The 13,489-nt window shown below is 73.7% G+C and carries 11 protein-coding genes; 7 read left to right on the top strand and 4 right to left on the bottom strand.

The window, feature by feature from the left end; all coding sequences use genetic code 11:
* Nucleotides 1-116 precede the first annotated feature (116 nt).
* Entirely contained in the window at nt 117-731 is a 615-nt protein-coding gene (locus tag AMK29_RS11850; protein ID WP_241845296.1) for an Lrp/AsnC family transcriptional regulator, read from the bottom strand.
* Nucleotides 732-908: 177 nt separating this feature from the next.
* On the opposite strand from AMK29_RS11850, the gene pdhA reads away from it, so the two are divergent.
* The 7 genes from pdhA to AMK29_RS11815 all read left to right on the top strand — a co-directional run bounded on the left by pdhA (nt 909) and on the right by AMK29_RS11815 (nt 9,139).
* Nucleotides 909-2,069 (top strand): pyruvate dehydrogenase (acetyl-transferring) E1 component subunit alpha, encoded by a 1,161-nt coding sequence (gene pdhA / locus AMK29_RS11845; RefSeq protein WP_073811536.1) that lies wholly within the window; start codon nt 909-911, stop codon nt 2,067-2,069.
* Nucleotides 2,069-3,115: an alpha-ketoacid dehydrogenase subunit beta gene (locus tag AMK29_RS11840; RefSeq protein ID WP_073811534.1), complete on the top strand. Its 1,047-nt coding sequence runs from the start codon at nt 2,069-2,071 to the stop codon at nt 3,113-3,115. The genes pdhA and AMK29_RS11840 overlap by 1 nt, the downstream gene beginning before the upstream one ends.
* Nucleotides 3,115-4,623 (top strand): dihydrolipoamide acetyltransferase family protein, encoded by a 1,509-nt coding sequence (locus tag AMK29_RS11835; protein ID WP_073811531.1) that lies wholly within the window; start codon nt 3,115-3,117, stop codon nt 4,621-4,623. Before AMK29_RS11840 ends, AMK29_RS11835 begins: the two co-directional genes overlap by 1 nt.
* A 99-nt stretch (nt 4,624-4,722) precedes the next feature.
* Nucleotides 4,723-5,577: an NTP transferase domain-containing protein gene (locus AMK29_RS11830; RefSeq protein WP_079196841.1), complete on the top strand. Its 855-nt coding sequence runs from the start codon at nt 4,723-4,725 to the stop codon at nt 5,575-5,577.
* Nucleotides 5,574-7,019, top strand: a complete 1,446-nt coding sequence (locus AMK29_RS11825; protein ID WP_073811526.1) for a molybdopterin molybdotransferase MoeA — start codon at nt 5,574-5,576, stop codon at nt 7,017-7,019. The genes AMK29_RS11830 and AMK29_RS11825 overlap by 4 nt, the downstream gene beginning before the upstream one ends.
* Complete coding sequence (locus tag AMK29_RS11820) at nt 7,016-8,101, top strand: potassium channel family protein (RefSeq protein ID WP_073811523.1); 1,086 nt, start codon at nt 7,016-7,018, stop codon at nt 8,099-8,101. The genes AMK29_RS11825 and AMK29_RS11820 overlap by 4 nt, the downstream gene beginning before the upstream one ends.
* Before the next feature lie 51 nt (nt 8,102-8,152).
* The gene (locus tag AMK29_RS11815; protein ID WP_073811521.1) at nt 8,153-9,139 is read left to right on the top strand and encodes an NAD(P)H-quinone oxidoreductase; all 987 of its coding nucleotides are present in this window, start codon (nt 8,153-8,155) and stop codon (nt 9,137-9,139) included.
* 61 nt (nt 9,140-9,200) lie between these two features.
* Here the strand turns inward: AMK29_RS11815 and AMK29_RS11810 are convergent, their stop codons facing one another.
* From AMK29_RS11810 to AMK29_RS11800, 3 genes are all read right to left on the bottom strand, one after another.
* On the bottom strand, nt 9,201-9,749 hold the full coding sequence (locus AMK29_RS11810; RefSeq protein WP_073811519.1) for a bacterial proteasome activator family protein: 549 nt from the start codon (nt 9,747-9,749) through the stop codon (nt 9,201-9,203).
* Between the two features lie 97 nt (nt 9,750-9,846).
* Nucleotides 9,847-12,714 carry an FtsX-like permease family protein gene (locus AMK29_RS11805; RefSeq protein ID WP_073811516.1) on the bottom strand — a complete coding sequence of 956 codons (2,868 nt, stop codon included), beginning with the start codon at nt 12,712-12,714 and terminating at the stop codon, nt 9,847-9,849.
* The gene (locus AMK29_RS11800) at nt 12,711-13,445 is read right to left on the bottom strand and encodes an ABC transporter ATP-binding protein (RefSeq protein ID WP_073811513.1); all 735 of its coding nucleotides are present in this window, start codon (nt 13,443-13,445) and stop codon (nt 12,711-12,713) included. Before AMK29_RS11800 ends, AMK29_RS11805 begins: the two co-directional genes overlap by 4 nt.
* Nucleotides 13,446-13,489 lie beyond the last annotated feature (44 nt).

The following is a 13,489-nucleotide window of genomic DNA, read 5'->3' as shown; positions in this document are numbered from 1 at the left end:
GAGGGCCCGGGCGGGCCGGGCCTCCGGGAGGACCCGGGGGCAAGGGCGGGGGCGGCCGGGCTGGGGGCCCGGGGGCTGGGCGAGGACAGCCGGCTGAGAGCCCGGTTCCCGTCGGCTCAGGCGCGCGGGTCGGTGTTGAGGTCCGTCTCCTCGAAGACCAGCAGGGTGCGTGTGGACAGCACCTCGGGGATCGCCTGGAGCCGGGTGAGCACCAGCTCGCGCAGGGTCCGGTTGTCCGGCGTGTGCACCAGGAGCAGCACGTCGAAATCGCCGCTGACCAGCGCGATGTGCGTGGCGCCCGGCAGGGTCTTGAGCTGCTCGCGGACCGTGCGCCAGGAGTTCTGGACGATCTTGAGCGTGATGTAGGCGGAGGCGCCGTGCCCGGCCCGCTCGTGGTTGACGCGGGCGCTGAAGCCCCGGATGACCCCGTCGTCGATGAGCCGGTTGATGCGCGCGTAGGCGTTGGCGCGGGAGACGTGGACCCGCTCGGCGACGGACCGTACCGAGGCGCGACCGTCCGTCTGCAGCAACCGCAGGATGTCCCGGTCGATCGCGTCCAGCGGGCGGGCCGGCGGCGCGCCCGTCGGCGTGCCGATCGGGGCGCTCAGGACCTCGCCGGGCACCTCCGCATCGGCCCCGCCGAGAGCACCGGCCGCGTCGTCGCCCAGGTCCCTGCCCGTGCTGTCGCCCGGAGCGCCGCTCCGGTCCACGGCCATTTGTTCATCCGCCATGTGCCCCCGCCTCTCTCCGATGGACGACCTGCTCTTATCCCAGGCTGTGGAGAACCGTTTGTCCACAGGCTGGTGGTGCCTGTAGCCAAAATGCCTCCACGACCGAACAATCGGTAGGTGAGGCGCGCCACACTCGCGCCACCCGCCTTCGGGTCTTATGCCCGCTCCCACGAGGAGGTGGACTCGTTGCAACAGCGCAGTTCGACAGTCCAAGAGCCGCCCGCCGCCGTCTCCGCCTACCGGCCCACGCCGCCGCCGGCGTGGCAGCCGCGCACCGACCCCGCCCCGCTGCTGCCCGACACCGAGCCGCTGCGCGTGCTCGGCACGGACGCCGTGGCCGATGCCGACCCCGCGCTGCTGCTCCGGCTCTACGCGGAGCTGGTCCGCGGCCGCCGGTACAACACGCAGGCCACCGCCCTCACCAAGCAGGGCCGCCTCGCCGTGTACCCGTCCACCACCGGCCAGGAGGCGTGCGAGATCGCCGCCGCCCTCGCCCTCGAGGACCGGGACTGGCTCTTCCCCTCGTACCGCGACACCCTCGCGGCCGTCGCCCGGGGCCTCGACCCCGTGCAGGCCCTGACCCTGCTGCGCGGCGACTGGCACACCGGCTACGACCCGCACGAGCACCGCATCGCACCGCTCTGCACCCCGCTCGCCACCCAGCTCCCGCACGCGGTCGGCCTGGCCCACGCGGCCCGGCTCAAGGGCGACGACGTGGTCGCGCTCGCCATGGTCGGCGACGGCGGCACCAGCGAGGGCGACTTCCACGAGGCGCTGAACTTCGCCGCCGTCTGGCAGGCCCCCGTGGTCTTCTTCGTGCAGAACAACGGCTTCGCGATCTCCGTACCGCTCGCCAAGCAGACCGCCGCCCCCTCCCTCGCCCACAAGGCCGTCGGATACGGGATGCCCGGCCGGCTCGTCGACGGCAACGACGCGGTCGCCGTCCACCAGGTGCTCACCGAGGCCGTGGCCCGCGCGCGGCGCGGTGGCGGCCCCACCCTCGTCGAGGCCGTCACCTACCGGATCGACGCCCACACCAACGCCGACGACGCCACCCGCTACCGCGCGGCCGGCGAGGTCGAGACCTGGCGGGCGCACGACCCGATCCTCATCCTCGAACGGGAACTGACGGAGCGAGGCCTGCTCGACGAGGACGGCAGGCGCGCGGCGGCCGAGGCCGCCGAGACGATGGCCGCGGAGCTGCGCGAACGGATGAACGCCGACCCGGTGCTCGACCCGATGGACCTCTTCGCCCATGTCTACGCGGAGCAGACCACACAGCTGCGCGAACAGGCGGCGCAGCTGCGCGCCGAGCTCGAAGCCGAGGGTGAGGCGTGATGACGACGGCGACGACCGGACCCACGGCGGGCAGGACCGCCGGAAACGCCGGGAAGCCCAAGCCGGCCACGATGGCGCAGGCGCTCCAGCGCGCCATGCGCGACGCGATGGCCGAGGACCCGACCGTCCATGTGATGGGTGAGGACGTCGGCACGCTCGGCGGTGTCTTCCGGGTCACCGACGGGCTCGCCAAGGAGTTCGGCGAGGACCGCTGCACGGACACCCCGCTCGCGGAGGCCGGCATCCTCGGCGCGGCCGTCGGCATGGCCATGTACGGCCTGCGGCCCGTCGTCGAGATGCAGTTCGACGCGTTCGCCTACCCGGCGTTCGAGCAGCTGATCTCCCATGTGGCGCGGATGCGGAACCGCACCCGCGGCGCGATGCCGATGCCGATCGTCATCCGCGTGCCCTACGGCGGCGGGATCGGCGGCGTCGAGCACCACAGCGACTCCTCCGAGGCCTACTACACCGCCACCCCCGGCCTCCACGTCGTCGCCCCGGCCACCGTCGAGGACGCCTACGGGCTGCTGCGCGCGGCCATCGCCTCCGACGACCCCGTGGTCTTCCTGGAGCCCAAGCGGCTCTACTGGTCCAAGTCGGACTGGTCCCCCGAGGCCCCCGCGCCCGTGGAGCCGATCGGCAAGGCCGTCGTACGGCGGCGGGGCACCGGGGCCACCCTGATCACCTACGGCCCTTCGGTGCCGGTCTGCCTGGAGGCCGCCGAGGCCGCCCAGGCCGAGGGCTGGGACCTGGAGGTCGTCGACCTCCGCTCGCTCGTGCCCTTCGACGACGAGACCGTCTGCGCCTCCGTGCGGCGCACCGGCCGCGCGGTCGTGGTCCACGAGTCCACCGGATTCGGCGGACCCGGCGCGGAGATCGCCGCGCGGGTGACCGAGCGCTGCTTCCACCACCTGGAGGCGCCGGTGCTGCGGGTCGCGGGCTTCGACATCCCCTACCCGCCGCCCATGTTGGAGCGGCACCATCTGCCCGGCGTGGACCGGGTTCTCGACGCGGTGGCGCGGCTGCAGTGGGAGGCGGGAAGCTGATGGCCCAGGTGCTCGAGTTCAAGCTGCCCGACCTCGGTGAGGGCCTCACCGAGGCCGAGATCGTCCGCTGGCTGGTCGGCGTCGGAGACGTCGTCGCCATCGACCAGCCGGTCGTCGAGGTCGAGACGGCCAAGGCCATGGTCGAGGTGCCCTGCCCGTACGGCGGTGTGGTCACCGCCCGGTTCGGCGAGGAGGGCACCGAACTGCCCGTCGGCGCCCCGCTCCTGACGGTCGCGGTGGGCGGTACCGGTGCGGACGCGGCCGGTGCCTCCGACGCCTCCGCCCCCACGGCCTCCGCCTCCTCGGAGGAGCACGCCGCCTCCGCCGTCTCGTCCGAGTACTCGGGCAACGTGCTCGTCGGGTACGGCACCGCGGAGCCCGCCGCGCGGCGCCGTCGCGTCCGGCACGAGAGCCCGGCCGTGGCGCGGACGGCCGAGCCCGCCACCGGCCCGGCCACGGCGGCCGCCGCTCAGGTCTCGGCTCCCGCTGCGGTGCCTGCCGCTCAGGCCTCGGCTCCCGCCGTTTCGGCTCCCGCGCCCGTCGTCCAGGCCGCGGCGCCGGTCGTCGGGGGTGTCCAGGGCCATGAGGGTCCGGTGCCGGTCATCTCGCCGCTCGTACGGAAGCTCGCCAGGGACCGGGGGCTCGACCTGCGGGAGGTGCGCGGATCCGGGCCCGAGGGGTTGATCCTGCGCGCCGATGTGGAGCTGGCCCTCGCCGCCCTGGACCGCGCGGGCACCGCGCAGGCGCCCGCGCCCGCCGTCGCCGCCACCCCGGCCGCCGTCGCTCCGGCTGCCGCCACCCCGGCCGTCGTCGCGTCGGCCGGTGAGCGGGTTCCGCTGCGCGGAGTCCGTGGCGCCGTGGCGGACAAGCTGTCGCGCAGCCGGACGGAGATCCCGGACGCGACCTGCTGGGTCGACGCCGACGCCACCGAGCTGATGGCCGCACGGACGGCGATGAACGCCGCGGGAGGCCCGAAGATCTCGCTGCTCGCGCTCCTCGCCCGGATCTGCGTCCACGCCCTGTCCCGGTTCCCCGAGCTCAACTCCACCGTCGACACCGCGGCCAGGGAGATCGTGCGGCTGCCGGCCGTGCATCTCGGCTTCGCCGCCCAGACCCCGCGCGGCCTCGTCGTCCCCGTGGTCAAGGACGCGGGGTCCCGGACGGCCGAGTCGCTGACGGCCGAGTTCGCCCGGCTGACGGAGGTCGCCCGGCAGTCCGCGCTCACCCCGGCCGATCTGACGGGCGGCACGTTCACCCTGAACAACTACGGGGTGTTCGGGGTCGACGGATCCACGCCGATCATCAACCACCCCGAGGCCGCCATGCTCGGCGTCGGCCGGATCATCCCCAAGCCATGGGTGTACCAGGGCGAACTGGCCGTGCGTCAGGTGGTGCAGCTCTCGCTCACCTTCGACCACCGCGTCTGCGACGGCGGCACGGCGGGCGGTTTCCTGCGGTACGTGGCGGACTGCGTCGAACAGCCCGCGGTCCTGCTCCGCACGCTCTGACCCCGGCCGGGGTCCCTCGCGCGGTCGCCGCCGTCAGGTCCGTCTCACGAAGGGAGACGCGCCCGACGGCGGCGGCCGGTGGCAGCCCATACTGCTGGGGTGACCACCGCACATGACGCCGTCGTGCTCGCCGGAGGCGCCGCCGAGCGTCTCGGCGGCGCCGACAAGCCCGGCGTACGGATCGGAGGCCGGGCGCTCCTCGACCGTGTCCTCACCGCATGCCGTGGCGCGGACCTGACCGTGGTCGTCGGGGACCCCCGCCCGACCACCCGTCCCGTCCGCTGGACCAGGGAGGACCCGCCCGGCGGAGGGCCGCTCGCCGCCCTCGACGCGGGGGTGAGGCAGACCCGGGCCGACGTCCTGCTCGTCCTCTCCGCGGACCTGCCCTTCCTCGACGAGGACACCGTGCGGCGACTGCTCGGGGCGCTCACCGACACCCTCGACGCCGACGCCGTGCTCCTCACCGACCCCGACGGGCGGGACCAGCCGCTCGTCGCCGTGTACCGCAGCGTTCCGCTCCGGCGGGAACTGGCACGGATCGCCGCGGAGCGCGGCACTCTCGCCGGCGGTCCGCTGCGCGCGCTCACCGGGGCCCTCCGTACCGCCCGGGTCACCGCGGGCCCCCTCGCCTCCTTCGACTGCGACACCTGGGAGGACATCGCCACGGCCCGGGCCCGCATCAGGGAGCATGGGACCGTGCTGGATGAATGGATCACCGCAGTCAAGGACGAACTGGGTATCGAGCTGGACGTCGACACCGGCCTGCTGCTCGACCTGGCCCGCGACGCCGCCCATGGAGTGGCCCGCCCCGCCGCGCCGCTGACCACCTTCCTGGTCGGCTACGCGGCGGCGCGCGCGGGTGCCGAGGGTGGTCCTGAGGCGGTCGCTGAGGCCGCCCGCAAGGCCGCCGCGCTGGCTCAGCGCTGGGCCGCCGAGCAGGACGAGGCCGAGTGAGTCCGAGAGAGCCCGCCCCGGTGACCCCGGGCGCCGCCACCGACGCCCCGGCCGGGCAGCCGCACCGGGCCACCGCCTGGCCCGAGGCGCGTGCCGCCGCCGTACGCGCCGGGGCCTCCGCACGGGCCGGCCGGGCACCGCTGGGCGTCCCGCTCGCGCGGGCCCTCGGCCAGGTCCTGGCCGAACCGCTCCTGGCCCTCACCGATCTGCCGCCCTTCGACACCTCGGCCATGGACGGCTGGGCGGTCGCGGGCCCCGGCCCCTGGACCGTGCGCGAGGACGGCGCCGTGCTCGCCGGTCAGGTGTCCGCGAACCTGTCGGCCGCCGGTGAGGCCGTACGGATCGCCACCGGCGCCCGCGTCCCGACCGGCACCACCGCCGTCCTCCGTACCGAACACTCGCGCACCGAGGACGCCCGCACCGAGGACGCCCGCACCGAGGGCGCCCGCGCCGAAGACGCCCGTGACAGAACCGAAGAGGCCGGAGCCGAAGAGGCGGCCGGTACCGGACGCCCCCGGGCCGGCGCCGCCCACGTCCTGCTGCACGCGCTGCGCGACGTGGTGCCGGGGCAGGACATCCGGCCCCGGGGCCAGGAGTGCCGCTCGGGCGACGAACTGCTCCCCGCGGGCACCACCGTGACCCCCGCCGTGCTGGGCCTCGCCGCCGCCGCCGGCTACGACGAGCTGCCCGTGCCGTCCCGCCCCCGGGTGGAGATCCTGGTCCTCGGCGACGAGCTGCTCACGGCGGGCCTCCCCCACGAGGGGCTGATCCGTGACGCCCTCGGCCCGATGCTCGGCCCCTGGCTGACGGCGCTCGGTGCCGACGTGCTCGCCACCCGCCGTATCGGGGACGACGCCGAGGAGCTGTACGCCGCCGTGACCGGCTCCCCCGCCGATCTGGTCGTCACCACCGGCGGGACCGCCGCCGGGCCCGTGGACCACGTCCACGGGGTGCTCGACAAGGCGGGCGCCACCCTTCTGGTCGACGGGGTGAAGGTCCGGCCGGGCCATCCGATGCTGCTGGCCCGCCTGGACGCCGCATCCGCGCCCGGCCGGCCCGTCCGCCACCTCGTCGGCCTCCCCGGCAATCCGCTGGCGGCCGTCTCCGGACTCCTCACCCTCGCCGAGCCGCTGCTCACGGCGCTCGCGGCTCCCGCAGGGGGAACGGACCCCGCTGCGTCGTCGCCGCCCCGCGCCGCCGTCCAGGACGAGGTGCAGGGGCACCCGTACGACACGCGGCTCGTCCCGGTCGTCCGCCGTGGCGGGCGGGCCGTACCCCTGCGCTACAACGGACCGGCCATGCTCCGGGGCATCGCCGCCGCGGACGGCCTGGCCGTGGTGCCACCCGGCGGCGCGCGGTCCGGCCAGGAGCTGGACATCCTCGATCTTCCCTGGCCGACCGACGCGGGGGCCGTGCCGGCCCAAGGAGCGTGTTTCACGTGAAACTTCCCAGTCGTGACGTGATGGCCCGCCAGGCGGAGGAGAAACTCTCCGGCCCGCGGGTCACCCTGCCCCGCCGCGAGGTCGAGCGGCCGCTGCGGCAGGTCGGCAAGCGGCTGCTCATGGCGCTCGGCGTGCTGGCCCTGACGGTCCTCATCGTCTACGTCGACCGTGAGGGCTACCACGACAACGCCAACGAGACGCTCGACTTCCTCGACTGCGTCTACTACGCGACCGTGACGCTCTCCACCACCGGCTACGGCGACATCGTCCCGTACAGCGACGCGGCCCGCCTCGCCAACATCCTGCTGGTCACGCCCCTGCGCGTGCTGTTCCTGATCATCCTGGTCGGCACCACTCTCGAGGTCCTCACCGAGCGGACCCGCGAGGAGTTCCGGCTGAACCGCTGGAGGTCCACCTTGCGCGACCACACCGTCATCGTCGGCTTCGGTACGAAGGGGCGGTCCGCGATCCAGACCCTCTGCGCGACCGGTCTGAGCAAGGAACAGATCGTCATCGTCGACCCTTCCAGCAAGGTGATCGAGACGGCGAACGCGGACGGGTTCGTCGGCGTCATCGGTGACGCGACCCGTAGCGACGTGCTGCTCCGTGCCGAGGTGCAGCGGGCCCGGCAGATCGTCATCGCCACCCAGCGCGACGACACGGCCGTCCTGGTCACCCTCACGGCCCGCCAGCTCAACCGGGGCGCGAAGATCGTCGCCGCGGTCCGCGAGGAGGAGAACGCGCCGCTGCTGCGCCAGTCCGGCGCGGACGCGGTCATCACCAGCGCCAGCGCCGCCGGGCGTCTGCTCGGCCTGTCCGTGCTGAGCCCCAGCGCGGGCACGGTGATGGAGGACCTGATCCAGCAGGGCTCGGGCCTCGACCTGGTGGAACGCCCGGTGACCAAGAGCGAGGCCGGCAAGAGCCCGCGGGAGACCGGCGACCTGGTGGTGAGCGTGCTCCGCGGCCACCGGCTGCTCGGTTACGACGACCCCGCCGCCAACCCGCTCCAGCTCACCGACCGGTTGATCACCATCGTGCGCGCCGTACCGGTCACCCCGCTCAGCACACCGCCGCACGACTGAGCCAGGAGCAACCCCCGCCCCCGACACGGTGGCGGGAGTAGCCTCGCCGCCATGTATGCGATCACGATTCCGGAACCCGGCGGCCCCGAGGCCCTCGTCTGGGCCGAGGTGCCCGATCCCGTACCCGGCGAGGGCGAGGTGCTCGTCGAGGTGGTGGCGAGCGCCGTCAACCGCGCCGATCTGCTCCAGCGCCAGGGCTTCTACGACCCGCCGCCGGACAGCTCCCCGTATCCCGGTCTGGAGTGCTCGGGCCGGATCGCCGCCCTCGGACCGGGGGTGTCCGGCTGGGCGGTCGGGGACGAGGTGTGCGCGCTGCTCGCCGGCGGAGGTTACGCGGAGAAGGTCGTCGTCCCGGCCGGGCAGCTGCTCCCCGTCCCCGAGGGCGTCGACCTGACCACGGCCGCCGCGCTCCCGGAGGTCGCCTGCACCGTCTGGTCCAACATCTTCATGATCGCCCACCTTCGGCCGGGCGAGACGCTGCTCGTGCACGGTGGCGCGAGCGGGATCGGCACGATGGCCGTCCAGCTGGCCAAGGCGGTCGGGGCGCGGGTCGCGGTCACCGCGGGAGGACCCGAGAAGCTGGCACGCTGCGCCGAGCTGGGCGCGGACATCCTGATCGACTACCGCGAGCAGGACTTCGTCGAGGAACTGCACAAGGCCACCGACGGAGCGGGCGCGGACGTCATCCTGGACATCGTCGGCGCCAAGTACCTGGAGCGGAACGTGAAGGCGCTGGCGGTGAACGGCCGTCTCGTCGTCATCGGGCTCCAGGGCGGGGTGAAGGGCGAGCTGAACCTCGGGGCGCTGCTCGCGAAGCGCGCCGCCGTGATGGCGACGACGCTGCGTTCCCGTCCGGTGCAGGAGAAGGCGGCGATCGTCGCCGCCGTGCGTGAGCACGTCTGGCCGCTGATCGGCGCCGGTACGGTCCGGCCGGTCGTCGACCGTACGGTGCCGCTGACGGACGCCGCCGAGGGGCACCGGGCGCTGGAGTCCGGCGGTCACGTCGGCAAGGTGCTGCTCCTCGCGCCCCGGTCCTGACACGCGCACGCGGGAGGGCCCGGCACGCCGTGTGCCGGGCCCTCCCGTCGTGCCGGACGTCCTACAGGTACGGCCCCGAGCGGACCGCGTGGCCGGGGCCACGGTCGTCGTCGTCCTCGTCGTGCGAGGCGCCCGGGGGCAGCGCCCTGCGCATCTGCTCCAGCTGCGCGCGGGCCGCCATCTGCTGGGCGAACAGCGCGGTCTGGATGCCGTGGAAGAGGCCCTCCAGCCAGCCCACGAGCTGGGCCTGCGCGATGCGCAGCTCCGCCTCGGAGGGGATCGCCTCGTCCGTGAACGGCAGGGAGAGGCGCTCCAGTTCCTCGACCAGCTCCGGCGCGAGTCCGTCCTCCAGCTCCTTCACGGAGCTGGCGTGGATGTCCTTGAGCCTCACCCGGCTGGCCTCGTCGAGAGGTGCCGCGCGTACTTCCTCCAGGAGCTGCTTGATCATGCTGCCGATCCGCATGACCTTCGCAGGCTGCTCGACCATTTCCGTCACCGGGACCTCGCGGGGTTCGTCGTCGCCCTGAGTGCCGCCGAGCGCCATCCCGTCCTGTCCCACGATGAGGACCTGGGGGCTCTCCTGCGACCTGTCATTCCTCGGCATCTCCATGCCGCCATTCTCTCGTACACATGCGTCACCACGAGGTGTGCCCCTGTACGAGGGTGATCCACCCTCGTACAGGGGCACAGGACGGTGACGAAGACCGTCAGGTCGCCTCGCGCCGGGCCAGTGCGCCGCGCGAGCGGGTCACCAGGGCGGCGAGCAGCGCGGCACCCAGGGGTACGGCGACGAGCAGGCCGGCGAGGGTCTCCCAGGGGATGACGATCGGCACGGACGGCGGGCCCGCCATGCCGTTGTCCCAGCCCTGGCGGAGCGCTTCCTCGTAGTAGCGGAGCTGTTCGCGTTCCTCGGTGAGGCGGAGGCCCAGCGCCGGGAGGAGTCCGGCGGCCGATCCGAGGATCACACCCATCGCGGCGACGACTCCGCACTGGAAGCCGCTGAGCGTGCGGCGGACCCGGGGCGGGGCGCCGACGGCGGCGAGCGTCTTCAGGTCGGCCTCGGCGTCGGCCTGGGCGAGGCCGGTGGCGATGCCGGCGGCACCGATGGTGACGAGGCCGGCGAAGATCGCCAGGGCGAGCAGGAAGAGGCTGTCGTTGTTGACGAAACCTTCCTCCACGTGCAGGTCGACGTCGCTGCCGAGCTTGGCGAGTTCGGCGTCGAGCTTCTGGCGCTGCTCGCTGTCCGGCATCCGCTCGGTGCTGAAGTACGAGCCCGCGGGCAGGGTGGTGAGTCCGGCGGCCTTGGCGGTGGCCGGGGTCATCAGCGCGTGGACGCCGTAGGACTTCTGGCCCTTCGGCACCAGGTAGGCGGGGACGGAGCTGATCTTCCCGGGCGCGGGACGGCCCTGCTCGGAGGCCCTGTCGGCGGCGGCGAGGTCGGTGATCTGCTTGATCCCGATGGTGCCGTTCCTGTCGATCTCCGTACGGGAGAAGCTGACGATCTTGCCGTCGGCGAGGGCCTTCACGGCGCCCGGGTCGTCGACACCGAGGACCTGGAGGACCTTGGCGTCACCGACGAGGAGCCCGCCGTCCACCGAGACCCAGCCGCCGCCGTCGTAGGTGCCGCACCGCCAGTCCTCGGTGATCATCTTGCGGCGCTGATCGGGGGTGTACTTCTCGCTGGGGTCGCTGCCGTCGGGGAGCGCGGCGTACAGCGGGCACTCGTTCGCCGGGGGGATCACGACCTCGTAGCGGCCGCAGCCCGCTCCGCCGCCCCAGGGGGAACAGCCGGGCTTGCCGACCGAGACCCGCTCGACGTCGGCCCGGACGTCCACCGGCAGGTAGCGCTGGACGGCCTCGCGGACCGCCGGGACGTCCCGGCCGCCTTCTTCCAGGACGAAGGCGGAGACCGCGCCGTGCGGCAGCCGGGCCTCGTAGCCGGCCCTCTTCTGGGCCTCGGTGCTGGCCATGAAGGTGGAGACGGCGACCGTGCCCGCGACGGCGGCGAGGACGGCGGCGACGGCGGGAGCCGTGCGCCCCCGGTTGCGGACGGCGTCCCGCAGCGCGAGCCGCGGCGACAGCGGCAGCCACCGCCCGGTCCGCCCGAACAGGCCCACCAGGGCCGGGGTCAGGGCGACGACACCCAGCTCGGCGAGCGCCGAGCCGGCCGCCACGACGATGAACTGCTCGGAGACCATGGAGCCGAACAGGGCGATCGCGCCGCCGAGCAGGACGGCCACGAGGCCGATCACCGGCAGCACCCGGCTGCTGCGGCGGACGCCGCGACGGCCGGTGAGCGAGGCGAGGACGGTCTGCCGGGAAGCGGTGACGGCCGGCACGATCGCTGCGAGCAGACCGGTCAGAACGGCGAGCAGCGCGATACCGAGGAGTTCGAGCGGCCGGATGTCGAAGGCGCCGAACCGCTGGTTCATGGTGTCTTCGAGGACCGGCTGGAGCGCGAGGGTGAGGATCACGGCGAGGACGGTGCCGACGACGGCCGCGGCGACACCGATGACCAGGCCGCCGCTGAGGACGATGGCCCGGATGTGGCTGCGGGCACCGCCGTTCGCCCCGACGAGACCGAGCTGGCGGCGGGAGCGGCGTGCGCCGACCGCGAAGGCCGGTCCCGCGAGCAGGCAGATCTCCAGCATCGCCAGGCCGACGACGGTGCCGATGGCGGCGAGTTCGGCGGCGTCGGCCGCCGGGCTCGACTCGTACGGGCCCCAGCTGTCCTTCTGGTAGAGCGGCACGTCGGCACGGGCGGGCGGGGCGAGGAGGACGGCGCGCGAGGTGACGGCCACGCCCTTGGCGTTGATCTCCTTGACCATGTTCCACGTGAAACCACCGGGCTTGCCCACCAGATAGGTGGTGACGAGCTCGGGGGCGCTCAGTCCGGCCTTCTCGACCGCCTTGCCGTACGGGGCGAGGAAGGCCCCGGGCAGCGCGGTGACCTGGTCCGCGGCGAGCGTGTCCGGAAGTTCGTAGGAGCCGACGATCCGATACGGACGGTCGAAGTTGCGGGCGGAAAGGGTCGAGCCGACCGACAGACCGCTGCTCTCCAGGAAGTGCGAGGTCGCCATGACCTCGTCGCTCTTCTCCGGGAAGCGCCCCGACAGGAGGGTCGTGATGCCCCGGGCCATCGGATCGGACGCCTTCAGCTCACGCACGTCGGCCGTGAGCAGACCGTGCGACGTGGTCAGCTTGGCCGAGCCGGAGCTGTCCGTGAGGACCGTGGAACCCGCCGGGAAGGTCTTGGTGACATCGGTCGGACCGTTCGGCCACGGCTGGTCCTTGTACTCCTTGACCGGCGTGTGCATCTCGCCGGTCGGGTCCTGGTAGATCGGGACCCCCTCGACCTGGGCGTCCCGGAATATCGCGTCGGCCGTGCCCATCGACCGCGAGGCCTGTTCGGCGGGGGACAGTTCGGAACTGCGGTAGGTCAGATCGAGGGCGCTGACGCCCAGGATCGGCAGGGCGATCATGGCCAGGACGAGGGCGCTGCGGCCCTTGGAACGCCAGGCGTCGCGACGGGCGATGCGGATCGCGGCCCGCCAGGAGTGGAACCAGGTCTTCACGCCTCGGCCACCTGTCCCGACAGCAGGGAGTCGGCCTCGCTGCGCACGGTCTGGTCGACGATGGCGCCGTCCCGGAGGAACACGACGCGGTCGGCCCAGGCGGCGAACCGCGGCTCGTGGGTGACGAGGACGCCGGCGGCTCCCGCGTCGCAGCGGCTGCGGAGGAGGGCGAGCACGGACTCGCCGGTCTCGGAGTCGAGGGCACCGGTCGGCTCGTCGGCGAGGACGAGCCGGCGGTCGCCGACGAGGGCGCGGGCGATGGCGACACGCTGCTGCTGGCCGCCGGACATCTCGTCGGGGAAGCGGTCGGCGAGGTGACCGAGCCCCATCTCCTCCAGCGCGCTGAGGGCCTCGACGCGCGCCTTGCGGGCGGAGGTCCCGTCCAACTCGCGGGGCAGGGCCACGTTCTCGGCGGCGGTGAGCGCCGGGATGAGGTTGTAGTCCTGGAAGACGTAGCCGATGCTGCGGCGGCGCAGGGCCGCCAGTTCCTTGACGCCGGCGGTGGTGATGTCGGTGTCCTCGACGATCACGCGGCCCGAGGTGGCGGTGTCGAGGCCGCCCGCGATGGTCAGGAGCGTGGACTTGCCGGAGCCGGACGGGCCCATGACGGCGACGAGTTCGCCGGGGTACACGGCGAGGTCGATGCCGCGCAGGGCATGCACCTCGGTGGCGCCCGCGCCATGGACGCGGGTCAGGTTCTGGAGTTGCAGCACGGGCTGCTGTGCGGACATGAGGGGTCCCCCCTTGGACGTACCCGGCGATCGGCGGGGTACGG

It is taken from the genome of Streptomyces sp. CB02261, assembly GCF_001905665.1.
GTDB lineage: Bacteria > Actinomycetota > Actinomycetes > Streptomycetales > Streptomycetaceae > Streptomyces.
Note: the sequence above shows the minus strand (reverse complement) of the source record. Positions and strands in the feature narration are given on the sequence as shown.

Bases quoted from the DNA above. Each gene is read 5' to 3' on its own strand.
- AMK29_RS11850 (WP_241845296.1), bottom strand. From the start codon at position 731: ATGGCGGATGAACAAATGGCCGTGGACCGGAGCGGCGCTCCGGGCGAC.
- AMK29_RS11840 (WP_073811534.1), top strand. From the start codon at position 2,069: ATGACGACGGCGACGACCGGACCCACGGCGGGCAGGACCGCCGGAAAC.
- AMK29_RS11835 (WP_073811531.1), top strand. From the start codon at position 3,115: ATGGCCCAGGTGCTCGAGTTCAAGCTGCCCGACCTCGGTGAGGGCCTC.
- AMK29_RS11815 (WP_073811521.1), top strand. From the start codon at position 8,153: ATGTATGCGATCACGATTCCGGAACCCGGCGGCCCCGAGGCCCTCGTC.
- AMK29_RS11810 (WP_073811519.1), bottom strand. From the start codon at position 9,749: ATGGAGATGCCGAGGAATGACAGGTCGCAGGAGAGCCCCCAGGTCCTC.
- AMK29_RS11800 (WP_073811513.1), bottom strand. From the start codon at position 13,445: ATGTCCGCACAGCAGCCCGTGCTGCAACTCCAGAACCTGACCCGCGTC.